The organism is Komagataeibacter sucrofermentans DSM 15973, from assembly GCF_040581405.1.
GTDB classification, from domain to species: domain Bacteria; phylum Pseudomonadota; class Alphaproteobacteria; order Acetobacterales; family Acetobacteraceae; genus Komagataeibacter; species Komagataeibacter sucrofermentans.
The window spans coordinates 601,067-626,232 of record NZ_CP137157.1; the positions used below are offsets into that span (position 1 = coordinate 601,067).

22 protein-coding genes are annotated in these 25,166 nt (G+C 63.2%); 15 read left to right on the forward strand and 7 right to left on the reverse strand.

All coding sequences use genetic code 11. The features are described from left to right. The first annotated feature begins 3 nt into the window (after positions 1-3). From R5N89_RS02830 to R5N89_RS02870, 9 genes are all read left to right on the forward strand, one after another. Positions 4-870 (forward strand): pyruvate, water dikinase regulatory protein, encoded by an 867-nt coding sequence (locus R5N89_RS02830; RefSeq protein ID WP_110567088.1) that lies wholly within the window; start codon positions 4-6, stop codon positions 868-870. 137 nt (positions 871-1,007) lie between these two features. Next, positions 1,008-2,453: a D-glycero-beta-D-manno-heptose 1-phosphate adenylyltransferase gene (gene rfaE2 / locus R5N89_RS02835; protein ID WP_110567090.1), complete on the forward strand. Its 1,446-nt coding sequence runs from the start codon at positions 1,008-1,010 to the stop codon at positions 2,451-2,453. Continuing rightward, complete coding sequence (locus tag R5N89_RS02840) at positions 2,446-3,594, forward strand: AGE family epimerase/isomerase (RefSeq protein ID WP_110567092.1); 1,149 nt, start codon at positions 2,446-2,448, stop codon at positions 3,592-3,594. Before rfaE2 ends, R5N89_RS02840 begins: the two co-directional genes overlap by 8 nt. 517 nt (positions 3,595-4,111) lie before the next feature. After that, positions 4,112-5,452: a B12-binding domain-containing radical SAM protein gene (locus tag R5N89_RS02845; protein WP_110567093.1), complete on the forward strand. Its 1,341-nt coding sequence runs from the start codon at positions 4,112-4,114 to the stop codon at positions 5,450-5,452. 52 nt (positions 5,453-5,504) lie between these two features. Beyond that, the gene (locus R5N89_RS02850; protein ID WP_110567095.1) at positions 5,505-7,178 is read left to right on the forward strand and encodes an alpha-keto acid decarboxylase family protein; all 1,674 of its coding nucleotides are present in this window, start codon (positions 5,505-5,507) and stop codon (positions 7,176-7,178) included. A 484-nt stretch (positions 7,179-7,662) separates the two neighbouring features. Continuing rightward, positions 7,663-7,794 carry a hypothetical protein gene (locus R5N89_RS02855; RefSeq protein WP_257788376.1) on the forward strand — a complete coding sequence of 44 codons (132 nt, stop codon included), beginning with the start codon at positions 7,663-7,665 and terminating at the stop codon, positions 7,792-7,794. A gap of 377 nt (positions 7,795-8,171) precedes the next feature. Next, a complete protein-coding gene (locus R5N89_RS02860; protein ID WP_110567096.1) occupies positions 8,172-9,398 on the forward strand; it encodes an MFS transporter in 1,227 nt (408 codons plus the stop codon). Positions 9,399-9,554: 156 nt separating this feature from the next. Further along, positions 9,555-10,823 (forward strand): acyl-CoA dehydrogenase family protein, encoded by a 1,269-nt coding sequence (locus R5N89_RS02865; protein WP_110567098.1) that lies wholly within the window; start codon positions 9,555-9,557, stop codon positions 10,821-10,823. 134 nt (positions 10,824-10,957) lie between these two features. Continuing rightward, on the forward strand, positions 10,958-11,959 hold the full coding sequence (locus R5N89_RS02870) for an asparaginase (RefSeq protein WP_110567099.1): 1,002 nt from the start codon (positions 10,958-10,960) through the stop codon (positions 11,957-11,959). A 69-nt stretch (positions 11,960-12,028) separates the two neighbouring features. Here the strand turns inward: R5N89_RS02870 and R5N89_RS02875 are convergent, their stop codons facing one another. Beyond that, on the reverse strand, positions 12,029-13,171 hold the full coding sequence (locus R5N89_RS02875) for a hypothetical protein (RefSeq protein WP_110567367.1): 1,143 nt from the start codon (positions 13,169-13,171) through the stop codon (positions 12,029-12,031). A gap of 188 nt (positions 13,172-13,359) precedes the next feature. Further along, a complete protein-coding gene (locus R5N89_RS02880) occupies positions 13,360-14,814 on the reverse strand; it encodes an amino acid permease (RefSeq protein WP_110567101.1) in 1,455 nt (484 codons plus the stop codon). Between the two features lie 374 nt (positions 14,815-15,188). Here R5N89_RS02880 and R5N89_RS02885 point away from each other — a divergent pair, with 374 nt between their 5' ends. Further along, a complete protein-coding gene (locus tag R5N89_RS02885; protein ID WP_110567370.1) occupies positions 15,189-16,085 on the forward strand; it encodes a hypothetical protein in 897 nt (298 codons plus the stop codon). Between the two features lie 236 nt (positions 16,086-16,321). On the opposite strand, the gene R5N89_RS02890 is transcribed toward R5N89_RS02885, so the two are convergent. Next, positions 16,322-17,572: a restriction endonuclease gene (locus tag R5N89_RS02890; RefSeq protein WP_110567103.1), complete on the reverse strand. Its 1,251-nt coding sequence runs from the start codon at positions 17,570-17,572 to the stop codon at positions 16,322-16,324. A gap of 276 nt (positions 17,573-17,848) precedes the next feature. Between R5N89_RS02890 and R5N89_RS02895 the strand changes: the two genes are divergently transcribed. Next, complete coding sequence (locus tag R5N89_RS02895) at positions 17,849-18,505, forward strand: histidine phosphatase family protein (RefSeq protein WP_110567105.1); 657 nt, start codon at positions 17,849-17,851, stop codon at positions 18,503-18,505. Here the strand turns inward: R5N89_RS02895 and cobS are convergent. Further along, positions 18,402-19,148 (reverse strand): adenosylcobinamide-GDP ribazoletransferase, encoded by a 747-nt coding sequence (gene cobS / locus R5N89_RS02900; protein WP_244192050.1) that lies wholly within the window; start codon positions 19,146-19,148, stop codon positions 18,402-18,404. The genes R5N89_RS02895 and cobS overlap by 104 nt on opposite strands. A gap of 2 nt (positions 19,149-19,150) precedes the next feature. After that, a complete protein-coding gene (cobT, locus tag R5N89_RS02905) occupies positions 19,151-20,176 on the reverse strand; it encodes a nicotinate-nucleotide--dimethylbenzimidazole phosphoribosyltransferase (protein ID WP_110567108.1) in 1,026 nt (341 codons plus the stop codon). A 65-nt stretch (positions 20,177-20,241) separates the two neighbouring features. Here cobT and cobU point away from each other — a divergent pair, with 65 nt between their 5' ends. The 3 genes from cobU to R5N89_RS02920 are packed head-to-tail and all read left to right on the forward strand — an operon-like array spanning position 20,242 to position 22,858. Beyond that, entirely contained in the window at positions 20,242-20,781 is a 540-nt protein-coding gene (gene cobU / locus R5N89_RS02910) for a bifunctional adenosylcobinamide kinase/adenosylcobinamide-phosphate guanylyltransferase (RefSeq protein ID WP_244192051.1), read from the forward strand. Continuing rightward, positions 20,778-21,386: a cob(I)yrinic acid a,c-diamide adenosyltransferase gene (cobO, locus tag R5N89_RS02915; protein ID WP_110567112.1), complete on the forward strand. Its 609-nt coding sequence runs from the start codon at positions 20,778-20,780 to the stop codon at positions 21,384-21,386. Before cobU ends, cobO begins: the two co-directional genes overlap by 4 nt. Before the next feature lie 2 nt (positions 21,387-21,388). Continuing rightward, the gene (locus R5N89_RS02920) at positions 21,389-22,858 is read left to right on the forward strand and encodes a cobyric acid synthase (protein WP_110567114.1); all 1,470 of its coding nucleotides are present in this window, start codon (positions 21,389-21,391) and stop codon (positions 22,856-22,858) included. Here R5N89_RS02920 and R5N89_RS02925 read toward each other — a convergent pair. After that, complete coding sequence (locus R5N89_RS02925) at positions 22,750-22,983, reverse strand: DUF294 nucleotidyltransferase-like domain-containing protein (protein ID WP_110567116.1); 234 nt, start codon at positions 22,981-22,983, stop codon at positions 22,750-22,752. The genes R5N89_RS02920 and R5N89_RS02925 overlap by 109 nt on opposite strands. Beyond that, positions 22,958-23,965, reverse strand: coding sequence for an adenosylcobinamide-phosphate synthase CbiB (gene cbiB / locus R5N89_RS02930; RefSeq protein ID WP_110567372.1), 1,008 nt, complete (start codon positions 23,963-23,965; stop codon positions 22,958-22,960). Before cbiB ends, R5N89_RS02925 begins: the two co-directional genes overlap by 26 nt. Positions 23,966-24,336: 371 nt before the next feature. Between cbiB and R5N89_RS02935 the strand changes: the two genes are divergently transcribed. Then, positions 24,337-24,987: a hypothetical protein gene (locus R5N89_RS02935; protein WP_146220179.1), complete on the forward strand. Its 651-nt coding sequence runs from the start codon at positions 24,337-24,339 to the stop codon at positions 24,985-24,987. The last annotated feature ends 179 nt before the right edge of the window (positions 24,988-25,166 follow it).

Consider the following 25,166-nt stretch of genomic DNA (forward strand, 5'->3'; position numbering starts at 1 on the left):
ACAATGAGCGAACAGCCGATTATCCTGCATCTTGTATCCGAGGCGACGGGACAGGCGCTCGAGGCGGTGATGCGCGCCTGCGGGGCCCAGTTTCAGGATGCCGAGTTTTCCCTCCGTAACTGGAATCTCGTGCGCACGCGCGTGCAGGTCGGCCGCGTGCTGGCCGGGATCAGTCACGAGCCGGGGCCGGTCCTGTCCTCGCTCACATCGCCCGAATTGCAGACCATGCTGCGGGTGGGGTGCGCGCGCCTTGGGGTGCAGGTCAAGAACATCCTTGATGGCACGATCCATTTCCTTGAACAGCAGACCGGCATCCCCGCCGAGCGCCACCCCGGTGGCCAGTACGTGATGGATGAAAGCTACCGTCGCCGCATCGATGCGATGCAGTACGTCATCGCCCATGATGACGGGCAGAAAACAACCGACCTGACCCGCGCGGAGGTGGTGCTTGTAGGGGTCTCGCGCACATCCAAGACACCCACCTGTTTTTATCTGGCCAACCGGGGCATTCGCGCGGCCAATATTCCACTTGTGCCGCATGCGCCGCTGCCTGCGGGGCTGGAACATTTTCCCGGCCTTGTGGTGGGCCTGACCATTGATGCGCATACCCTGCTCGAAATCCGCCGCTCGCGCGTGGGCATGATGCTGCCTGGCCGCTCAATGGCAGCGCCCGGCATGTCGGAAACCTCGGTCAAGCCCTATATCGACCCGGTCAACGTGCAGGAGGAACTGCAGTGGGCACGGCGGCTGTGCACACGGCATAAATGGCCGGTCATCAACGTCACCCATCGCTCGGTGGAGGAAACGGCGGCGGCCATCATCGACATGCTCGAGCATGATGGCACCACCAGGATCCTGCCTGCCATGTAAGGCGCCAGATAGAAGTTTTTGAAATCCCTCCACGGGGCAGGCCGTATCCAGCCGGGGCGACGTGACAGATACGCCGCCATATCCTATTGCTGCGGTAGCGCGTGCGCCTGCCTTTTTTCTGTCCTGATGGATCATGGATGATTGATACACTCACACCCGGCCGGATTGTTGTCGTGGGTGATCTTCTGCTGGACCGCTACATTACCGGCTCGGTCAACCGGATCTCGCCCGAGGCTCCGGTGCCCGTGCTGCTGCACGCGCGCGAGCACGCAACGCCCGGTGGCGCCGCCAATGTGGCGGCTAATGCGGCAGCCCTTGGCGCCCCGGTCAGCCTGATCGGGGTGGTGGGCGCTGATGGCGCGGCCCGTACCCTGCGTGAAAAACTGGCCAGCTGGTCCGGCATCGACACGGGCGCATGGGTGGTGGCCCCCGCATGGACCACCATCACCAAGACCCGCATTCTGGGCGGGCAGCAGCAGATCATCCGCATTGATGAGGAAATTCTCAGCCCCTTCAATGCTGAAATCAATGCACGCCTGCTGGCCGCTGTTGATGCGGCCCTGCCGGGTGCCCGGGTGCTGGTCTGCTCGGATTACGCCAAGGGCGTGCTGTCGGATAATGTGATACGCGGCATCATGGCGCGGGCGGCTGCCTGTGGCGTGCCTGTGATCGTGGACCCCAAGCGCGCGACATTCGGCATTTACGCAGGTGCCGCGCTGATTACGCCCAATCGCGCCGAGATCAGCCGCGCCACCGGCCTGCCCACCGACACGGATGCGCAGGTGGAGGCGGCGGCGCGCGCGGCAGGCAGCCAGTTTGGTGGCGACGTGCTGGTTACGCGCTCCGAGCAGGGCATGTCGCTGTGGCGGCAGGCGGGCACCGTGCGGCATGTCTCGGCCCAGCGTTCGGAAGTGTTTGATGTGTGCGGCGCGGGCGATACGGTGGTGGCCACCATCGCCACCATGCTCTCCGCCGGGCTGCCGCTCGAGACGGCCGTGGTCATCGCGACCACGGCGGCGGCGATCTCGGTCAGCAAGCATGGCACGGCCACTGTCTCGCGCCACGAACTGCAACATGCCCTGAATGGGGAAACCACGGGCCACGGCAACCTTGTCAGCCTGGGTGAGGCCGCGCGCATCGTGGCGGACTGGCGGCACCATGGCGCGCGCATCGTGTTCACCAATGGCTGTTTCGACCTGCTGCATCCCGGCCATATCGCCCTGTTGCGAGGCGCCGCCCGGCAGGGCGACCGGCTGGTGGTCGCACTCAATACCGACCGCTCGGTTGCGGCCCTCAAGGGGCCTTCGCGCCCGGTGCAGGATGAGCAGGCGCGGGCAACCGTGCTCGGCGCCCTGCGTGATGTGGACCTTGTGGTGCTGTTTGATGAGGAGACGCCCATCGAGGTCATCAGGGCCCTGCGCCCCGATGTGCTGGTCAAGGGCGCGGACTATACGGAAGAGCAGGTGGTGGGTGCGCCCTTCGTGCGTGGTTATGGTGGCCGCGTGGCCCTGATTGACCTGATTGATGGCCGTTCGACCACATCGCTGGTCCGGCGCGCGGGGGCAGGGCAGGCCAATGGGTGAGCGGCCCGTGGAGGCGCAACCTTTTGGCGGGCTGCGGCACTGGCTGGCGCAGGCCGCCCTGCCGTTATGGATCGATGCGGGCTTCGACCCCGTGCGGCGGCTGTTTCATGAGCGGCTGGGCTTTGACGGCGTGCCGTGCAATCCGCCCGCCCTGCGGCTTATGGTGCAGGCCCGTCAGATCGCGACCTATGTGCGCGCCGCCGATGATGGCCATACGACCGCCGGGGCCACGGCGCTGGCCTGCATGGCGCAGGTGCGCCAGCATTACTGGCGGGCGGATGGCGCGCCGGGCTGGGTCTTTTCACTCGCCCCCGATGGTGCCCCGGCGGATACGCGGCGCGATCTTTATGCCCATGCCTTCATTCTTTATGCCTGCGCGTGGTCATACCGGCTATCGGGCGAGCGGACGTGGCTGGAGACAGCGCGGCAGACAGTGGATGAAATAACCACCCTGTTCGGCACCACCCAGATCGGTGGCTATCTTGATACCGTGCCGGGGCAGGATGATTTTCGCCGCCAGAACCCGCACATGCACCTGCTTGAAGCCTTCCTGGCGCTGGCCGAGGTTGGCGGCGGGGAAATGTATCTCGATCATGCCCGTGCCCTTGCGATGTTGGGCATGCGGCATTTCATGCTGCCCGGCGGCGCGGTGGGCGAACTGTTCACGCCCCTGTGGCAGCCGAGCGCGCCGCCGGGGCAGAACCGGACCGAGCCGGGACATGTGTTTGAATGGGCGTGGCTTCTGGCGGAATATGCACGCCTTGCGGGGGAGGGGGCGGACTCATCCTTCATGTGCGCATCCGCGCAGTTGCATGCGTTTGGCATGCGCCATGGCGTCTGCCCCGACACGCTGGCCGTGTGTGATGCGGTGACCGATCAGGGCGCGCCACTCGAAGCCACGACGCGCATCTGGCAGCAGACCGAATTCATCCGCCAGCTTGCCCGCCGCGCCGCAGGGGGCGATGGCGGGGCACAGGACCTGCTGGCCCCGGCCTGCGCCCGTTTTGCGCGGGCCTATCTGCCGCCCGGGTTGCGCGGCGGCTGGTTTGACCGGCTGGGGGCGGATGGCGCGCCGCTTGATGGCTACATGCCCGCGAGTTCGCTGTACCACATCTATGGTGCCGTGCGCGAAATCGGCTGAGGTGGCAGCCTGGCAGCATCAGGATATTTTTGGTGAGGCCTTTTTCAAAAAGCTTTGGAAAAACGCAGCCTTTGCGGGAAAAGACCGCGCCTGAGAACTATCAATGAATTGTTCTTCAACGAGGCGCCAGCCATGACAGATAATCCCCATGAGGCCCTGCAGCCCGATGCTGGGTGAGGTTACGAGGCCCGTGCCGTCAGGACGGGCCTTTTTCTTTGCATGCGAAGATCACAGGCATGCAGCAGGCTTAAACCTGATATGTGGCTATTTTTAAGTTACGGCCTAATGGGTTGTAGTAAGAAAAATAAATGAAATAATAAACAAGTAATAAAAAATCTGTTAAATAAATAATCATGCAAATTTTTGATATATGAAATATGAATGATCTATATGACCGCGCATGAATATAATCGTGTTTATTGCGTGTAGTGGACATGAGGGACAAAAGCCGTACGATATTCCTGACAGTTATTTATTCAGCATATTTCCTTCACATCCCGGTCCATGGAGTTGAAGCATGTCCAAGGCAGATCTCAAGCTGCTGATCATCCAGCCATCGCATTACCGTTCCAAGACCGACCGGACCATTTTCAAGACAAAGCGGCGGCAGATGGTGCCGCTCGCACTGCCCTACCTTGCTGCCCTTACCCCACGCGAATGGACCGTCACCCTGCTTGACGAGCAGTTGGAGGACATCAACTTCGAGGTGCCGGTCGATGTGGTCGCACTCAGCGCCTGGACACTGCATTCCCCCCGCGCCTATGACATCGCCGCCGAGTTCCGCAGGCGTGGGGTCAGGGTCATCATGGGTGGCCCGCATGTGTTCTTCTATGCCGAGGAGGCGGCCGAGCATTGTGATGCGGTGGGCGTGGGCGAGGCCGAACCCATCTGGCGCACCATGCTTGAAGATGCGGCCGCAAACCGGCTGCAAAAGATCTACCGCGCCACGCCGCTCAGGGAACTCAATGACCTGCCAGCCCCGCGCTACGACCTGCTGGACCTGAAGAAGTTTGGCCCCTTCCGCACCTTTGCCGTGCAGTCCTCGCGCGGGTGCCCGTTCGTGTGTGATTTCTGCTCGGAGCGGTTCTATCTTGGCGGGCGCTTCCGCTGGCGGCCGGTGGACCAGATGGTGGCCGAACTTGAGCGCGTGAAGAACAAGGGCAGCCATTTCTTTTTTGGCGAGAGCAATTTCGGCGGCAAGAAAAGCCGCGCCATGGAACTGATGGAAGGGCTGGTGCCGCTCAGGATCCGCTGGTCCACGCTGTGGTCATCCAACCTGTGCCTTGATACCGACTTCCTCGACCTTGCCCAGCGCAGCGGGGTGATGCACGTCAATATCGGCATTGAGAGCATTGATGAGGAGATGCTCCAGGGCATGAAGAAGGGCTGGAACAAGGCCAGCCGCTATGGCGAGATGTTCGACAACCTGCGCAGGCGCGACATCAGCTACTCGCTCAACTTCATTTTTGGCTACGACAACGAACACCCCGATGTGTACGAGGCGACCCTCTCCTTTCTCGAGGCGCACAAGGTGCCTGCCGCCTACTTCAATATTCTCACCCCCACCAAGGGCACGGCCCTGTTCGAGCGGATGAAGAAGGCGGGCCGCATCATCGACCCTGAGGATATCGATCGCTGGCCCGGCCAGGTTTGTCATATCTGGCCCAAGAACTGCACGCCGGGGCAGATGGAGCAGCGCATCCAGGGCATGTACCGCAAATTCTACAGCATGCGCTCGATGGTGCACCGCCTGCCATTTCCGCGCACGCGCTCGGACATGTCATCATGGATTCTGAACATGACGGAACGCCGTATGGCCTTTTCATCCACCGGAAACAATGATTTTGATGTCTATTGACCTTGCTCCCGCCAATTCCGGCGGGGGTGGCAACAGATAGGGGAAAGACGGCATGCGCGGATCAATCGGTAGTATGCTGCTGGACCGGCTCCGGCATCTTGGTGTTTCGCGCATTTATGGCGTCCCCGGTGATTACAATCTTGAATTCCTCGAACTCATCGAGCGCACGCCGGGCATTGAGTTCATCGGCACGTGCAATGAACTCAATGCCGCTTACGCCGCCGATGGCGATGCGCGGCTGGCGGGCATCGGGGCAGTGCTGGTCACCTACGGGGTAGGCGACCTGTCATGCCTTTCCGCCGTGGCGGGGGCGAGCGCCGAGGGCGTGCCGCTGGTCGTGATTTCGGGCATGCCGCCGTGGCATGCCATCCAGTCCCGCGCGCTGGTGCACCACACCCTGGCCGATGGCAATTATGACAACGTGCTGAACTGCTACCGGCAGTTCACGGTAGCCTGCGCGCGGCTCAACCCCGCAACCGCCGTGGCCGAGACCGACCGCGTGCTGCAGGCGGTGCAGGCGCTGCGCCGCCCGGTCTATATCCAGTTCCCCTCCGATATCTGTTATGTCGCGGTTGACGTGCCGCCCCCGCCCACGGTTGCCGCCGTGTCCGATCCCGTCCTGCTGGCCCGGGCGGCGGAGCAGGTGGTCCGGCGCATCAGCCAGGCCCGCAAGCCCGTTGTGCTGGTTGATGCCATGGTGCGCCAGTATGGGCTGCGCGAACGCGTGCAGGCGCTGTGCACCACCTTCGGCATTCCCTATGCCGCGCTGTCTACCGCGCGCACGCTGCTGCCTGAATCCGGGCCTGAATGGCTGGGGCCGTATGGGGGGGCTGCATCCGCCCCGGCTGTTGCGGATTACGTGCAGGCCGCCGATTGCGTGATTGCGCTGGGGGTCCGGTTTGTTGATTCCACATCGGGCTATTTCTCGCAGCAGATCGCGCCGGGGGCGATGGTGGACGTGCAGCCCTTCAGCCTGACCTGCAATGGCGAGAACATTCAGGGCATCACCGCAGCCGACCTGCTGGACAGCGTGCACCAGCGCCTGGCCAGCGTGCGCACGGCGCGGCCCGGACGGATTGCCGCCCCCGTAGCCTCCGTAACGCCCGCGCCCCAGGATGAAGGCTGGGCGCAGGCCCCGTTCTGGCGCCGGGTCGAAGCCTTCTTGCAACCTGATGACGTGGTGGTGGCCGATAACGGCTCCTCCATGACGGCCATGCTGCACGCGCAACTGCCCGCAGGGTGCAGCCTGCTGGTGCAGCCGGTCTGGGCCGCGATCGGTTATTCGCTGCCAGCCAGCCTTGGCGCATGCCTTGCCCGGCCCGAACGGCGGCATGTGCTGTTTATTGGCGATGGCTCCTTTCAGATGACCGTGCAGGAGCTCTCCACCCTGCTGCGCCATGAAGCCAATATCACCATCTTCCTCATTAATAATGGGGGCTACACCATCGAGCGCATGATCCTTGGCCCGCAATCGGCTTATAACGACATCGCCAACTGGCGTTATGCCGACCTGCCGCAGGCCTTTGGCCCGGACAGGGCGCCGCGTGCGTGGAAGGTAACCGGCATGGACGAACTCGAAACCGCGCTGGACCAGGCTGCAGCCCAGAAGGGCGTGAACTTTATCGAGGTGCTGTTCACCCCCATGGATGCCCCGGCAGGCATGGCTAAAATGGGTGCGGCGGTGCGGCGCTATGATTATGGAATCGATCTGCCCGACCAGACCTGATCGGGGCTACTGCCCGCAGGCAGGTCACTTTTTTGCCTTCGGGGTAAAATGACCTGTTTTTATGCTGGACGGGTGCTTCAGTGCAGGCTATTGAAAATAAGACAGTTTTTTCGGGCCTGCGCCTGAAGTGACCAGAAACAGGCTGGCATGGCCCGAAAATGGGCCCGTAAGCCAGCCAAGCAGTTCACGAAATCGTGATAATATATGATTAAATATTGTGCATTTGCGCAAAATTTAATCTGGCCTTGCATCCCTCTGGCGGGGTGCGGGGCCATTGTGCTGCTTTTCTCGGCACAGTGTTCCTGACCATCGGAGAAAAGATCAGGGCGATCTTGGTAGTATGCGCATTTATTGAACAATAATAATATGCCGATACTGTAATGGTCTGCTGGTTGTTGCCATCTGTTCCAGATTTTTTATTGCCAGTATTTTGGTTCTGGTGTTCCTTCCGTCTCACCAACACGACACCAAAGGAACCAAGAACATGTTTATTGAAAACATCAGCACCATGATTGCCCACTCCGTTGACGCCATGTCCTCCCTGACCATGGTTGCTTTCCTGCCCATGATCGCTGCCCTGATGATCGCTACCATCGTGTCCGATCGCGCTGCCTGAGCTCTGGGGTTTCTGTCCTGACACCCCTGCCGCCGGAATTCCCACATTAATGTGGGAATGGCCGGCAGCCAGCAGGCAAAAAGACTGACCATGACAGGCGCTTCGGCGTCTTTTTTTGTGCCCGGTGTTTTGCCTGTCCCGCCGTGAAGGGCCTGCCTGCGCCGTACCGGCATGCGGGCGGTTGTGGCGAAAACTGTTTCAAAAAGCTTCGTAAAAACATCGTATCAGGCGTTTACCGCCCTTTTGCCCGCATGGTTCTGGCGCGGGCTGAAATACATCGCCCAACGGGGCTTGTCGGCATGTCAGCATGGGTGTAACGGCGCGCAACCGGTTGCGTGCACCACGCGCGCTTTATTCCATTCATCCAGAGCATATGCATGACACAGACAATGATCCATGACCGTGGAGGGGCTCCTGCGCCCGCGCGCCACGTTGGCAGCCCCGGCCTGATCTTCTTTATTCTCGCACTTGGTGGCTTTGCCATCGGCACGGCTGAATTCGCGGCCATGAGCCTCGTGCCCATGATCTCGGCAGGCATGCATGTAACCGTGCCGCAGGCGGGTCACGCAATCGAGGCCTATGCCGCGGGCGTGTGCGTGGGCGCGCCGCTCATTGCCATGCTGGGCGCCAAATACAGCCGTAAATACCTGCTGATTGGCATGATGGTGCTTTATGTCATTGGTAATGGCCTGACCGCACTCGCCCCCAATTATTTGTGCCTGCTTTTGTGCCGGTTCATCAGCGGGCTGCCGCATGGGGCCTATTTTGGCACGGCTGGCATTGTCGCCTCCGGCCTCGTGCCCGAAAACCGCCGCACGCAGGCGGTGGCCCGCGTGGTGCTGGGCCTGACCATAGCCACCATTGGCGGCGTGCCCATGGCCAACGGGCTGGGCATGCTGGTGGGGTGGCGCTGGGCGTTCGTGCTGATTGCGGGGCTGGCGCTGTGCACCATGCTGCTGATCATGCGCTTCGTGCCCACTGATCCGCCACGCCCCAACGCCAGCGCCATGACCGAGATCCGCGCCCTGAAGAACCGGCAGGTGTGGCTGACGCTGGGCATTGGCGTGGTGGGTTTTGGCGGCATCTTCTGTGTCTATACCTATCTTGCTTCCATCCTGCAGGAGGTCACGCACGCGCCTGCCTACATGACGCCCGTGCTGCTGGCGGTGTTTGGCGTGGGCATGACGGTCGGCACCATGACCTGCGCATGGGCGGCTGACCACAAGATGATGCCCACCATCGGCGGCACGCTTCTGGTCAATGCGGCGGCGCTGGCGGGCTTTCCCGGTTCGGTGCATTCCGTATGGAGCATGATGCCCATCGTGTTCCTGATTGGCTGTGGCGGGGGCCTGGGCACGGTCATCCAGTCGCGCCTGCTCAGTGTTGCGGTTGATGCGCAGGCGCTGGCGGCAGCGATGAACCAGAGCGCTTTCAACATGGCCAACGCCATTGGCCCATGGCTGGGCGGCATGGCGATCAGCGCCGGGCTGGGCTGGGAATCCGTGGGCTGGGTCGGAAGCTGCCTGGCCATGGGGGGCTTCGTGATCTGGCTGCTGACGCTGAGCGATATCCGCGCTGCTGCGCGCAGGCAGGCCGGGGGCTGAGCGGCTATAAGAGTTTTTGGTGAAGGTTTTTCAAAAAGCTTCAAGGAACGCCGCCTTTTTGAAAAAAGGCGGCCCCGAAAAACTTCTGTTATTTTAAAAGACTTCGTAAATCAGGGGTATGGTTGATGCCGCGCCCCATCCTTCCTATCGTGCCGCATGAGTATTCGATCGGCACAGGCCTCATGCCTGCCTCCACTGTTAGGTGACCTGTTTCCCGCCCGCCCCGTGCAGGGTGAAGCGGGTGCGGTGCTGCTTCGGGTCCAGACGGTGATCGACACCGTTATCGCGCCCACCGCAGCGCAGCGTGACTGCGCGGGTGGTTATCCCCATCAGGCCATGGCGGCGCTGAAGGCCACCGGCGTGCTGGCCCTTGCGGTGCCACGCGCCTGGGGCGGGCTGGGGGTTACGCAGGAACTCTCGCTCGAACTCATGTTGCGCCTTGCGGTGGCGGACCCGGCCATCGCCCAGCTCTACAAGGTGCATGACGACCTCGTGCGCGAGATATTCGTCTATGCGCCTGCCGCGCTCAGGCCCGTGCTCGCCCGGCGCATCGTGCATGACCACGCCATTCTCGGCATGGCCGTGGCCGAGAACGGGCGCAGGGCGGACAGTTTCATGCAGACATTGGCGCAGCCGGGTCCTGCTGGCGCGCATGTCATATCGGGCCGCAAGATCTATGCCACGGGTGCATCCGGGGCGGATCTGGTCGCGGTGTCTTCCTTTGATCCCGTGCGGGCGCAGCAGGCGGGGGGGAACGTGCGCGCGGGCGTGCGCATGGATCTCGTGCCGCGCGGGGCGGCAGGGCTGCGCTTTCACCATGACTGGAACCGCATGGGCCAGCGCGCGACCGATTCCGGCACTGTCACGCTGGAGAATGTGGTGGTCGATGATTTCTGGAACGCCCTGGCCCCTGATACCGCCCTGCCGCAGCACGTTGCCCTGCGCTTTCAGGCCGGTTTCAGCGCCATCCTGACCGGCATCGGCCTTGGCGCGTTGCGCGCGGTCTGCGCCTTTGTGCCACAACATGCACGCCCGTGGGGGGCGGCAGGCGTGGAAAGCGCGGATCAGGACCCCTATGTGCGCCGCCTGCTTGGCGAGATCGGGGCTGATCTGTCTGGCGCCTGGTGCAGCGTGATGCAGGCAGGCCGCCTGCTCGATCAGCATGAGCAGGGCGAGGTGCCCCGCGCCACGGTGGCCATGGCGGCGAGTGCCGCGCGTTCGGTTGCCACGCGCGCGGCCCTGCGCGCGGCCAGTGAGGCACCGGCAGCAGCAGGCGCGCGGGGCACGGATGCTGCCTTGGGGCTGGACCGTTACTGGCGTGATGCCCGGACCCTGTCGCTGCATGACCCCGTGGACTGGAAAAATGCTGAAATCGGCCGCAACCTGCTGACAGGCTGGGTGCCGGAACCAGGGCCGTATCAGTAAAACTTTTATCAATGGGTTCATGGTCATGGCATGACAGGCTGTGGCCGCAGCTTCCGACCAAAGCAGGTTTGACAGGCAGCGTGCCTGCGTGATTGATCGCGCCTGAATGTGCCTGAACCAGAAGGTAGAGCGGAATGCAGCGACCCGTCATAGCCATTATATCAACCGGCGGCACCATTGCCCGCCAGGCGATGGACCCGCGCGATACGGTCGATTATGCCGAGATTGGCACGAGCCTTGGCGGGGCTGACCTGCTTGCGGCCCTGCCCGAGGCCGTGCGGGCGCGCTTTGCGGTGCGGGGCATTCCCTTTTCCAGTTGCGACAGCGTGGAGATGACCCTGCCCCGGTGGTTTGAACTGGCCAGCGTCATCAGCCACACGGTTGCCAGCCAGCCCGATCTGAGCGGCGTGGTCGTCACCCACGGCACCTCATCGCTGGAGGAAGGGGCCTGCTTCCTCGATCTCGTGCTTGATCTGCCCTGTCCGGTCGTGGTGGTGGGCGCGCAGCGTCCGGCCAGCGCCATCAGCGCCGATGGCCCGGCCAACCTGTATGCCGCCCTGCTAGTGGCATCAGCCCCGCAATCAGCCGGTCGCGGCGTGCTGGTGGTGGCCAATAACGAGATTCACGCAGCCCAGGAAGTGACCAAGGCCTCAACCTATCAGCTCGAAACCTTCCGCTCGCCCGATTTTGGCCCGCTGGGCATGATCGAGGCCAACCGGGTGTTCTTCGGGCGCGCCGCTGCTTATCGCCGCCATGTGGGCTGGCCGCCCGCTTATGGCGCGGGCGGCGAGATTCCGCGCGTTGACATAACCTACAGCCATGCAGGGGCCGATGGCGTGGGCATACGCGCCTTTGTGCAGGCCGGCGCGCGCGGCCTCATTGCTGCAGGCATGTTGCCCGGCATGTGCACGCCTGCCGAAAATGCTGCATTGGATGAGGCCGTGGCGGCGGGTGTTGTGGTGGTGCAGGCCAGCAGCGGGTATTGCGGCGGCGTGGTGCGGCGCCACGAACTGCGCCAGCGCGGCCTTCTTGCCGCAGGCCACATGCGCCCCCGTCAGGCGCGCATCCTGCTGGCCCTGGCCCTTATGACCGGCGCGGATGCCGATGCCATCCAGGCTTTGTTCGACCGACCCTGACCCAGAACCATTTATGGAGAAAAGCGTCAAGGCACGCTGCCTGTTTGACAGGGCAGCGCCCGTTGGCCATCAGAACACGCTGTTGAACGCAAATTGCGGCGAGATGACCTGCCCGGTGTTATGGCCCGCAAAGATGGCCGTAACACCGGCAATGATGCCAAAGCGCGGCGACCAGTTATATTCCACCGCAGGGGCTATCACCCAGTCGCCCGAGGCCTGCCCCAGCACGTTCTGGTATTTGCCCTGCGCGTTATAGCCGCGCACGCGCGAGCCATTGGCCCAGTCACGTGCCAGATCCATGGCGATGACCCATTTCTGGTTTACGCCATATTCCAGCGAGAAGCCGCTCTCGCCATACATGCCCGGATGCGCCAGCCCGCGAAACCCTGCCGAGGTGCCATAGCTGCTGATATCGGCAATATGCGCCTGCGTCAGCGCGCGGCGAAAGGTGCCCCATGTGCGCAGCCGCAGTTCATGGTGGCCGGGCAGGGTGTAGGTTGACTGCTCCGTCAAGGCGACGCGGAAGGTATAGGTGCCGGTGCCTACGCCATCTTCCGCGCGGCCCAGTTTTGTATAGTCGCCTGCGGGAAAGGCCACGCCCACGAACAGGCTCAGCGCGGGGATGTAGCGCCTGGGGTCGGCATCAAGGTAGCGCCACATCACATCCACCGGCAGGTCGCCCATCTTGGCGCCACTTGTCGTGCCACCATAGTTACCATGCCGCCAGCCGTAACTGATGGTGGGCGTCATCTGCAGGCTGATCGAATTGGTGATGGAATATTTGTACAGCGTAAAGCTCGAGACCATATGCGCCCGGTCTTTTATCGGTGCCGCCCGGCCCACGCTATCAAGGTTGCCCACCGGCTGGCTGTAGGCAAAATACGGCTCCCACGCAAACACGCCCTTCTTGGTCAGCGCGCCGGATGGCGAGACGAGCGAGCCGGTGTACCACTGGGTATAATCCTCGTTCACGCCCTGCGAGCCCGCCGCCGTGCCATTGCCCGTGCCCGCCGCATGCGCGCAGCCAAGGCCCGCGAGGGCAATAAGAAATGGAATCGCAACGAATAATATTGATTCCGGTATCGGAATGTATGATGCTCTTGCACAGGGGCGACCTGCGTCTTTTTCCCGTGCTGTCATGGCGCGGGTAGCGGATGCGGTGCCCAGCCTTGCGGCGTGGGTGCGTGTCAGGGAAATCATGGTTGCGGCCATTTCCTGCTCAGGGCGTCCCTGCATGCATGGCAGTGCATGCAGGGTCTTATTGGTTCTGGGGTAAGTGTGCGGGTGCCTGCTATACGAACTGCAGTCGCAGGGAAGGGATCAGGACATCACGGCGGTGCTCCTTAAGCTGACAGACCAGTGAAACGGCGGAAGAATGGCAGTTCTTCCGCCGTTTTCCTTTACGGTGTGGTCATGCGCGGCGGCTCCTGCCCATCCTGCGCGGCAGCGCGTGTGGGGTTGAGGTACTTCCACCCGATCACCAGCAGCACGGCCACGATCGACATGCTGGCAATGGTGTAGGTGCCATTGGGGTAATCAAACAGCATCAGCACGAGCACGCCGGCCAGATAGGCCAGTGTCAGCCACGAGGTGAAGGGTGCGCCCGGCATTTCAAAACCCGATGAGGCCATGCGCCCGCTGCGTACTGCCTGGCGCAGCTTGATCTGGCTGAGCAGGATGAAGCCCCATGTGCTGATGATGCCGATCGCCGCCATGTTCAGCACGATCTCGAACACCTGCGAGGGCACGATGTAATTGAGCACCACCCCCACCAGGTACACCGCAACCGTAAGCAGGATGCCGTTGGCTGGTACGGCGCTGGCGTTCATGCGGGCCAGGGGCTCGGGTGCAGCGCCGCCCAGCGCCATGGCGCGCAGCACGCGCCCGGTGGAATACAGCCCCGAATTGAGGCTCGACAGGGCGGCCGTCAGCACCACGATGTTCATGATCGTATCAACGCCCGGCACGCCAAGGGCTTCAAAAAAGGTCACGAACGGGCTGGTGCCACCGTGATAGGCGGTCCAGGGCAGCAGGTTGACCAGCAGCACCACCGACAGCACATAGAACAGGCCGATACGCCAGATCACGCTGTTGATGCTGCGCGGCAGGACGGTGCGCACATCCGCGCACTCGCCCGCTGCCGTTCCGATCAGTTCTATGCCCGAATAGGCGAACACCACGCCCTGCACCAGCAGCAGGCTGGCAATCAGCCCGTGGGGGAAGATGCCGCCATTATCGGCAATCAGGTGCAGGCCGGTCTGGTGGCCACCCACGGGCATGCGCACGCCCAGTATGATGCTGCCCGCCACAAGGAACAGGCACAGGGCCACGATCTTGATGAGCGAGAACCAGAACTCGATCTCGCCAAACCACTTGACGCCCACCAGGTTCAGCGCCGTGACCACGCATAGCGCCATGAGGGCGAAGACCCATTGCGGCACGAAGGCGAACGTGCCCCAGAAATGCATGTACAGCGCCACCGCCGTAATATCGACAATGCCGGTCATGGCCCAGTTCATGAATGACAGCCAGCCAGCCACGAAGGCCGCCTTCTCGCCCAGGAACTCGCGCGTGTAGGACACGAAGCTGCCGCAGGTGGGGCGGTACATCACCAGTTCACCCAGCGCGCGCATGATCAGGAACGAGAACATGCCGCACACAAGATAGACCAGCGCCAGCGATGGCCCCGCCGCCTGCAGCCTTGAGCCCGCGCCAAGGAACAGGCCCGTGCCGATGGCGCCCCCCACGGCGATCATCTGGATCTGGCGGCTGCCTAAACCCTTATGATAGCCCTCGTCATCTTCCGCCGGCAAAATGGGGGTGCTGTCTTCCTGCGCGTGGTCCGGTATGCTCATGCTGTTGTCTCCGCCGTGGTCATCGCAGATGGGAGGGTGAAGGGAGGCGCCAGCCGGGTGTCCGGCCTGGCATTGTTCGGGGCTGGCCTAAACCATGTACAAAAAATATGCAGTTTCGCTGTATGGTCGAAACGGATCAGTCCGGTCCGTACTGATCCGGCCTGCGGGGGGCAGATCCTGTGCGGTGGGGAAGAAAAAGAAAGAAATATCATGCAGCATCAAATAGTTGTTCTGTCGCGAACATTGTCAGACACATTAACGGCTGACAAGCAAAGATGCCTTGATAAAAGCGTTATGATTAAAAAATGAACATAATTTTTGAAGCTTTGGCAGAAAATGCATTATATTTCATCATGAAAGGGAGCCGTTCCATCATGTCTGAACAGGAATCAGGCCCCGCGAGAGTCCGCTTTGCCGCCCTGATTGCTGGCCTGCTTGGCGCCGTCACCATCCCGGTCGCGGCCCATGCCGATAATCAGCGTTTTGATGGTGGCGAACTCGCACAGGATGCGCCGCAGTATTTCGTGCTGCGCCCCGATGATGTGGCCACCACCACGCAGATGGGCGAACTGCGCCTGTCCGAAAGCAGCATTGATTTCAGCAATGGCGAGCGGCTTGACGTCAGGCCCGATCCGGGCGGGCGGGCGGGGCATCTGCTTTACCGGGTGGATTACGGGCAGAATCCGGTCATGCCAACGGGCAACCTGCTGTGCGCGGCCCCTCTTAACCCGCTTTATCTCGATTTCGCGGCCCGGGGCGATGACGAAGCGCATTATGACATGACGCTGTACTGCAGTTCGCGCGTGGTGCCGTTCCGCGCGATTGGCGCGGGGCGCAGCGCTGCCGTGTTTCATTACACCCGCGCCACCGATACGGTCTGGGCGCACAGCCCGGCCGAGAGCGGCTACCTGCATGGGGCGGTGGCGCAGTACTGCACCCGCCATCACGCGCATGACACGCAGGCAGCCTGCACCGCGCGCGAGGAATCAGCCTATGCCGCCATCATGGCGCGCCAGATCGCGCCGCCCGTGCTCAAGCAGTGCGCGGCCTATGTTACGGGCAGGCGCGAGCATGCGGGTTATGTCAGCTTTAGCGGCCTGCTCAACTGCGCGCGCCTGCGCGACAGCAGGGCCGTGTTTGATTATTGCGCCGCCCGCATTACCGGGCAGAAGCGGGCTGATGATACGGTTTTTTTCGATGCCTCGCCCGCCCAGGCAGATGGCGCGGCGCTATGCTTTAACGCGCTCGCGGCCCGTCAGGCGCGTGATTAGGGTCAGGATTTATGGCCCTGTGCGTCATGCCCCGGCCGGTCGCAGGTATTGCGGGCCGTAACATCAGCAAATGCACGGGTTGAGCAGGCTGCATTCATGTCCGGGGGCACGCTTTAGGCGATAAACCTGATCACTGCCACCGCCTGCCCGTGCCAACCACGACTGGCCTAACACGCAGGGCCTGTTCCTGCCCGTCAGGCGCAAAAGCACATGACATTTTTCAGGGAACAGGATGTTCAGGCCACGTCGGGCACTTCAATACCCGATACGAATTTGTAGACATCTTCATGATGCAGCAGGAAGATGCGGTGTTTCTTGCCCAGCAGCAGCGCTTCCTGCGTGTAGGGCGCGTTGGAGACGATGGCGCCGATATCGGCACGGCTTTCGGTCTTTTCCTTTATGCCCTGCCAGATCACGTCATCATGCACGGGCTTGCGGTCGATCCAGCAATGCACCAGCATCTTCAGCCCGTTGCGGCTGCAATGGATGACCGAGCCCAGGCCTGTGGCTACCGGGGGGCGGATTTCCCAGCCCGCCTTTTCAATCCATTGCGAGCAGAAGGCCGCGTATTCCGCCTGGTTCATGTCCTGGTGGTAAATGCCAGGCGTAAGGACAGTGGCAGAGGACGTGCGGGCGGTATTGGCCGCAAGCGTGGTGAGATGCGCACACACCGTCTTGTGAATGGCAGGCCATAATGCGCTCTGCCCGTCACGCGCGAGCGCGGGCAGGAGGGTGGTGCGCGTGAAACGCTCCACATGCGTGCTCCACGGCGTAGGGCTGTGGGGCAGGGCGGTGGCGCCATCCTCGGCCTGCTGGTACCAGCGCGCCAGCATGGGGCGATGGCGCTCGGCCAGTCGCAGGCAGGTGCCAATGGCCTTGCGCCGCCGCGCCATGAGCCAGATCGTGCGCAACACCCGCATCATGATCCACCCGGCACCGGCGATAAGCATCAGCGTGAGGGTGAGCGAGCCGAGTTTCTGGAAGCCGCGCGTCATGAAAAACAGGTCGGTTGGCAGCGGTCTTTCCTGGTTCTGCACGATCACGGGTGGCGCGATCGGGGGCAGGTCGTCCTCGACCGGCTGCTGCGGGCCTTCAGGGGTGGGGGTATCGGCCACGACGGGTGCGGGGGGCGGCGCGACATGAACCGGCGCAGATGCAGGCGCGCCGATGGCCGTGATGTCACCGGTCATGAAATACAGCGGCGCCAGCCCCGGCACCGGCGGCACGCGGCGCATGAGTGGCAGCCCGTTGCGGTTTGCAATCTTTTCCCACTTTATATCGGGGGTAACGGCATGGCAGTCGCCCTGCCGGAGCAGCGTCTTGCGCCAGGCGGGGGGGTGCTGGGCTACCATGGCGGGATCGGACACGGCACGCAGGGCGGCATCATCCCCACAGGCAACGGTGGGATGGGTCGCGCTGAACAGGCCCGCGGCGCTGGCGCTGGCAGGCAGCCACAGGAGCAGGCAGGCACTCGCCCATATCCGCATGATGCTCTTTATCCTTCCGGTCTGGTGAGGTGGCTGGCGCAGACCCTGGGTATCAGCAAATCAAGATGTGTTAACGTGCAGATGCCGATATGCAGAATACAGTTGTTCTTGTAAACAGGCTTTATTTAGTCCTGTATGTTTGAATCTCGATCCCGCTGAACAGGGCGGTACGAAAAGTGGCATGTCCTTATCGGGTATCTGCCCCCTTGCCGCTCTTATGGCGATGTTCACGAACTTCGCGGATGCTCAGCGCGACATGTTGGAAAGCAGGAGCGGATGACTGACCGTTTTGCAGTAGTGCTGGCGCGCCATCCCGCCGTAACCGGCGCGGAAGGCGTGTGTTACGGCCAACACGACGTTGCCCTGGCCGAGGGCTGGGAGCGCATGGCCGATGGCCTGCGCACCGTCATGCAGGGTGTGGGGTGCCGGATTCTGTTCTCTTCTCCCGCGCGGCGGTGCCGCATGGTGGCGGAGCGTGTGGCGCAATTCATGAATCTGGAGTTGAGGGTGGATTCACGTCTGCGTGAGATCAGCTTCGGGGAGTGGGAGGGGCGCCCCTGGAGCCGAATCTCGCGCACGGCACTCGATGCATGGGCGGCGGATGTGAGCGGGTTTGCGCCACCCGGCGGCGAGAGCGGCAGCGCGTTGCGGGCCCGCGTGCGCCATTTCTGGACCGAGATGCAGCAGCGCGGGCAATCCTGCGCCATCATCACCCATGGTGGCCCGCTGCGCCTCATGCACGGCATGGTTCATGGCACGGCGGGCAACCTGCTTGCACCTTCGCCGCCCATGGGGTCGGTGCGGGTGATCGAGCAGGGCAGTACCCCGTTCAGTACAGGGCCGTCAGAACTGCGCATTCCGTCACGACTGCCGTTGCACCAAGAACGTCACCGGTCTGTCCGCCAAGTTGCCACCGTGCAAGGCAGCACATAAGCACGCTGGCCAGCATGGCCACGGCGCAGGCGGTCATGGCCCCTGGAGCGGGCAACAGTATGGCCGCCAGTGCCACGGCAAGGCCCAGGCAGGCCAAAAGTGCTGTGCGGGGCAGGCTGGCCATGGTGCTGGCCAGTCCATCACGCCGGGCGGGTGGCAGCCGCCAAAGCACGCCTGCCATGGCGGCACGGGCCAGCGCGCCCGCCACCGGCAGCGCCACCAGCGCTCCCGGCCCCGACATGGCTGCAAGGGCCGTAATGCGCACCAGCAGGGCCACGACCAGCGCCATCACGCCATAACTGCCCACGCGGCTGTCACGCATGATCTCGAGCTTGCGCGCCCGGTCGCGGCCGCCGCCACAGCCATCGGCCATGTCGGCCAGGCCATCCTCATGCAGCCCGCCGCATAGCAGCAGCAGCCCGCCCACGCACCAGCCCGCAGCGGGCAGGGGGGCAAGGCCAAGCCGCAGGCTGGCCCCATAGGCAAGGGCTGCAAGCGCGTTGATGCCCGCGCCAATCAGGGGCCAGCACCATATCGAGCGTGTCATGCTGTAGGGCAACCCGTCGCGTGCCAGCCAGCCCGTGGGCAGGCGGGTCAGCAGCCCCAGCCCGCACACAAGATCGGCGCGCAGTCGGGCCGTCATGCTCATTCCCGCCCGCTCACCTGCGCCTGCGCGAAGGTGGCCATGCCGCACAGGCACGCCACCGCCGCGCGCACCAGCCCCACGGCCAGCCCCGCGCCCGAGCCTTCGCCCAGCCGCAGCCCCAGTTCCAGCAGCGGCGCCAGACCCAGTTCTGCTGCAAGGTGGGCATGCCCGCCTTCAGCCGAGCAGTGGGCCAGCCGCGTATGGGCCAGCCCCCCGGTGGTCAGCACGCCCAGCGGGGCGACCGCTGCCGTGCAGATGAAGCCATCAACCAGCACGGGAATATCCATGTAACGCGCGGCCAGAACCGCCCCGAATATGGCCGCAAGCTCGTGCCCGCCCACATGGCGCAGGATTTCGAGCGGGTCGGCCAGTCCGGCGTGATGGGCCAGCGCGCGGTCGATTACCGCCGCCTTGTGGCGCACGCCAGCCGCGTCCAGCCCGGTGCCGCGCCCGGCCCATCGCGCCCCACCCCCGCCAAACAGGGCGGCGCAGATGGCGGCGGCGGGAGTGGTGTTGCCAATGCCCATCTCGCCCACGCACAGCAGGTCCGTGCCCGGCTGGACCGCGCGGATGCCGGTGGCGATGGCGCGCAGGAAGGCGGCTTCATCCATGGCGGGAGCCTGCGTAAAGTCCGCCGTGGGGCGCAGGTCTTCAACCTCGACCACATGCAGCCGGGCGGCTGCCACGCGGGCGATCTGGTTGATGGCGGCTCCGCCCGTGCGAAAATTCTCGACCATCTGGCGCGTGACATCGCTGGGCCAGGGCGTGACACCCTGCGCGGTGATGCCGTGATTGCCCGCGAAGATGAGGATATCCACCCGCTCGGCCCGGGGGCGCCCGGTGCGCTGCCACTGGCCTGCCCACAGTGCCAGTTCCTCCAGCCGGCCAAGGCTGCCCGGGGGCTTGGTCAACCGGCTGTCATGAGCGGCAATGGCGGCACCGGCGGCGCTGTCGGCGGTGGGGAGGTCGCGGCACAGCACGCGCAGCGCGGCCATGTCCTGCGGTATGGAAAGACGGGATGGCATGGGCAGCGTTGTGTGGTCTTATGCGCGCCGATGCAAGATGCCCATGCAAGACGATGGAGAATAAAATGACGGCGCACCCCGCGCAGACCATGACTGCAGGCCTGCAGGGCTGCATTTTCGTGCTCGGTGGCGCGCGTTCGGGCAAGAGCGCCTTTGCCGAGGCGCTGTTCACGCCCTGGCCCGCGCCCTGGACCTACCTTGCCACCTGTAAGCCCCATGATGGCGAGATGGATGCCCGCATCAGCCGCCATCGCGCCCGCCGGGGTGAAAACTGGCGCACCGCCGAGGAACCGCTCGACCTGCATCGCGTGCTCGACGGGGCGGGCGCAAGCCCCGTGCTGGTTGATTGCCTGACCCTGTGGCTGACCAACCTCATGCTGGGCGAGCACGACATAACGGCGGCAACCCGCGCCCTGCTGGCCGCCCTTGCGCGCCGCGCGGGGCCGACGGTGCTGGTTTCGAACGAGGTGGGGCAGGGCATCGTGCCCGACAATGCGCTGGCGCGGCGCTTCCGGGATGAGGCAGGGCTGCTGCATCAGGCTATTGCGCGTGAGGCGGCTCGTGTTGTCTTTGTGGTGGCAGGCCTGCCAATGGAGATGAAATGACCCTGACCCCCGAAGAAATCCGCCACCGTGAAAAAATGGCCAAGCGCAAGGCCGTGCAGGACCGGGAGGTGGAGAGCAAATCCATCGAGAAAGGGCTGCTGGCCGTGCATACGGGGGCGGGCAAGGGCAAGTCCACCGCCGCCTTCGGCATGGCGCTGCGCACGCTGGCCCATGGTGGGCGGATCGTGGTGATCCAGTTCATCAAGGGCGCATGGAATACCGGCGAGCGCAAGACGCTCGAACGTTTTGGCGACCAGGTGGAATGGCATGCGCTGGGCGAGGGCTTTACCTGGAACACGCAGGACCGCGCGAAAGACATCGCCAACTGCCGCATGGCGTGGGACCAGGCCAGGGCCGCGCTGAAGCGCAGTGACGTGAACATGGTGATCCTTGACGAACTCAACATCGCCCTGCGCTACGACTACCTGCCCATTGACGACGTGCTGGCCGATATCGCCGCCCGCCCCCCCATGCAGCACGTGGTGGTGACAGGCCGCAACGCCCGTCCGGCCATGATCGAGGCCGCTGACCTCGTGACCGAGATGACGCAGGTGGCCCATCACTTTAAAAAGGGCGTCAAGGCGCAGGCCGGGATCGAGTTCTGAGCATGGCGCGCGCACTCATGTTTCAGGGCACCGGCTCGAGTGTTGGCAAGTCCGTGCTGGTGGCCGGGCTGTGCCGCGCCCTGACCCGCCGGGGGCTGCGCGTGCGCCCGTTCAAGCCGCAGAACATGTCCAACAACGCCGCCGTGACCGCTGATGGCGGCGAGATCGGGCGCGCGCAGGCATTGCAGGCGCGGGCGTGCGGCGTGCCGCTTTCGGTGCATATGAACCCGGTGCTGCTCAAGCCGCAGGGCATGACCGGCTCGCAGCTTGTGGTGCGCGGGCAGATGCGCGGGCAGGTGCGCGCGCGTGACTTCCAGTCCTTCAAGCGCGGGCTGATGCCCGAGGTGCTGGGCAGCTTCCGCACCCTTGCTGAGCAGGCCGACATCGTGCTGGTGGAAGGGGCGGGTTCCGCTTCGGAGGTCAATCTACGGGCTGATGACATCGCCAATATGGGCTTTGCCCAGGCGGCGGATATTGATGTGGTGCTGATTGGCGATATCGACCGGGGCGGCGTGATCGCGAGCCTCGTGGGCACGAAGGTGGTGGTGGCGCCGGATGACGCGCGGCGCATCCGGGGTTTTATCGTCAACCGCATGCGTGGCGACCCCACGCTGTTTGCCGCAGGCATGGACGGGATTGCCCGCATGACCGGCTGGCAGCCCATGGGCCTCGTGCCGTTTCTCGACCGGGTGCGCGCCCTGCCTGCGGAGGACGCAGCCGACCTTGCCGCTGGTGGCAAGCTGCGTGGGAAGGGCGTGCGCATTGTCGTGCCGTGCCTGCCCATGATCGCCAATTTTGATGACCTCGACCCGCTGGCGGCGGAAGAAGGCGTGTCGCTAACCATGGTGCCACGCGGGCAGGTGCTGCCCGCATGTGACCTGATCGTCCTGCCCGGCGCCAAGGCCACTATTGCCGATCTGGCCACACTCCGTGCGGAGGGGTGGGATATCGACATCCACGCCCATGTGCGCCGTGGTGGGCATGTGCTGGGCATATGTGGTGGCTACCAGATGCTGGGCCACAGCATTGCCGATCCCGATGGCATCGAGGGACCGCCCGCCACGGTGGACGGGCTGGGACTGCTCGATGTGACAACCGTGCTGGCGGGCCACAAGCGGCTGGAGGACGTAACCGGCAAACTGCTGCCCGAAGGCGTGCCCCTGCATGGTTATGAAATGCATATCGGCCGCACCGAAGGGCCAGATCACGCCAGCCGCCCGCTGATCGACCTTGGCGGGCGGCCTGATGGCGCGGTCAGTCCATCGGGGCGGATATGGGGAACTTACGTGCATGGGCTGCTGGCCGATGGCCGCGCGCGGGCAGCGCTGCTGGCGCGGCTTGGCGCAGGCTCGCATGCGCAGGATCATGATGCGACGGTGGATGCGGCGCTCGATGCGCTGGCCGACCATCTGGAAGCGCATCTCGATATTGACGGGCTGCTGGCCATGGCGCGGCCGGTGCAGCGTGGGTAAGGAAATAATAAAAGTTTTTGGTGAAGGTTTTTTTTAAACTTCAGAATAATGCTATGTTTTTTGGGAAAAGTACTGCCCGGAAACCTTGATTGCTTTCGGTCAGCGTCGCCGTAATGTCCGGCCAAGCAGAGCCATGGCTGTTACGCCCGCCAGTGTCTGGATCAGGCATGCGCGACGGTACAATGCCAGTGCGCGGTACAGGTCAGCCGGGCGCAGGTCGGGCGTGCCATCGCCCACCCATGGCTCGGCCACGCGCACGCCGTTATAGGCGCGTGGGCCAGACAGGCGGATGCCCAGCGCCCCCGCCATGGCCGCTTCCGGCCAGCCCGCATTGGGTGAGCGGTGGGTGCGGGCATCACGCCGCAGCACGCGCAGGGAACCACGCGCATCCATGCCGGGCAGGCTCAGGGCGGCAAGGATGATCCACAGGGCGGACAGGCGCGAGGCGGGCAGGTTGACCAGATCATCAAGCCGTGCCGCCGCATAGCCAAAGGCTTCATGGCGGGGCGTGCGGTGGCCGATCATGCTGTCAGCCGTATTGACTGCCTTGTAGAACACCGCCCCCGGCAACCCGCCCAGCGCCATCCAGAACAGCGGGGCCACGATCCCGTCGGAGAAGTTTTCGGCCAGCGTCTCGGTGGCCGCGCGTAGCACGGCGGCCTCATCAAGCTGTTCGGGGTCACGGCCCACGATGTGCGAGACTGCGCGCCGGGCGGCAGGCAGGCTGACCTGCGCCTGTTGGGCCACGGCCAGCACATGGTCATGCAGCGAGCGCTGGGCCACCAGCGAACTGGCCAGCACGCCGGTCAACGGCAGGGCCAGGCTGCGCGGCAGGATGCGGCGGATGCTGCGTTCAAGGGCTATGGCGGCCAGGGTTGGCACGGCCACGATCACGGCACTCGCCACAAAGCCGTTGGCCCGGCGGCGGGCGGGGGTGCGTTCGGGCGTGTTAAGGCGACGGTCCAGCCCACTGATCAGGCGGCCAATCCAGATCACGGGGTGCCCGATCCGGCTGACAAGCGCCTGCGGGTAACCAGCCATGGCATCGGTGACCGAGGCCACGCATGCGGTGCTGACAGGGCGAAGCAGAAAACGGGAAAGGCGCATGCCCGATGGATATTGCGCCCCCTGCACACGGTCAAGGGAGGCGATAACGGACGATGCGCGGGTTTTCCGCCATGGCGCGTGAACGTGCTTTTGGCGGGCAATGCAGGTCCTGCGCATGGCAGATATAGGACTTATGGGGTTCTATTGCTGCATGTGAGGTAATTATAGTGGTGACAACTGTGGGACTGAAATCTTTTTAAGGTATATGTAAAAAACTACAATAAAAATAACCTGTATTTTATTGGCAGAATAATACGGAAAAGGGAAGCCGTGGCCAGACTTCAAAAAAACGGCAGGCCTGCCGCGCGCGTGTGGACCGTTGATGCCACAACCATCCGGCCATGGGGTCGAATATCAGGATGAATGTCGCTGTGATCTACGGGAAAGAAATGCGTCATAACAATAAAATTAAAAAACTGTTTTTTCCAATGCTGATTTTACCACTTCTTGGTGGCTGCATTCATCCGCACCCACCTGCAATGCCATTCAACAGCAGTGAGGTGGCATGGGCGCAAAAGCCGGGTCATGCGGCCATCAGGGGGTGTGTCAGTGGGGCAATATTTACAAAACAGACGTCTACGCCCATGACTTTTGGAAATGAAACGGTCTATACGTTTCATGATGTACCGAGTTCCATCATGCAGATACCGCGAGGCCATTTTACAGTAGAGCTGCTTCCGGAAAGTGAATATATGCATGCGCTGTCAAAAAAGATGGAGTTTTACAGTACCCGGCTTATCGGCCCCACGGCCGTAAATGATCCCCGTTGGGTTGATCCGTCGGTGCTGTCTTTCATCCGGCGTATTTCCTGCCCGGTTGCCGGTCCGGATATCTGTACGTCTGTTGGTCATTTTCTCTGGACCAATCTTCCCGCGGGTCAGTGGTATATCGTTACGTCATATGACGCAGCAAACGTAGATGACAGTAGTGTCGTTGATGTACAGAAAATAACCACGGTTGACGGCAAGACGGTTCCGTTTCTTTCATGGACCGGCACGAGAAGGGTCCTATGCAGTTCGTGAAGCCTGCCACGGGCGGATGACACCACGACCCCGGCATATTCCCTGTGCCGCGCCTTAAATCCCGGATCATTTTTTCTTGCATTAAGGGAAATCATGCAAAAGGCTGCTAGGCAGCCTGTCCTGCCTCACGGATAAAGTGAGGGCAGGAGGCCGGTAGAGGCATGGCGTCAGGGGGAAGG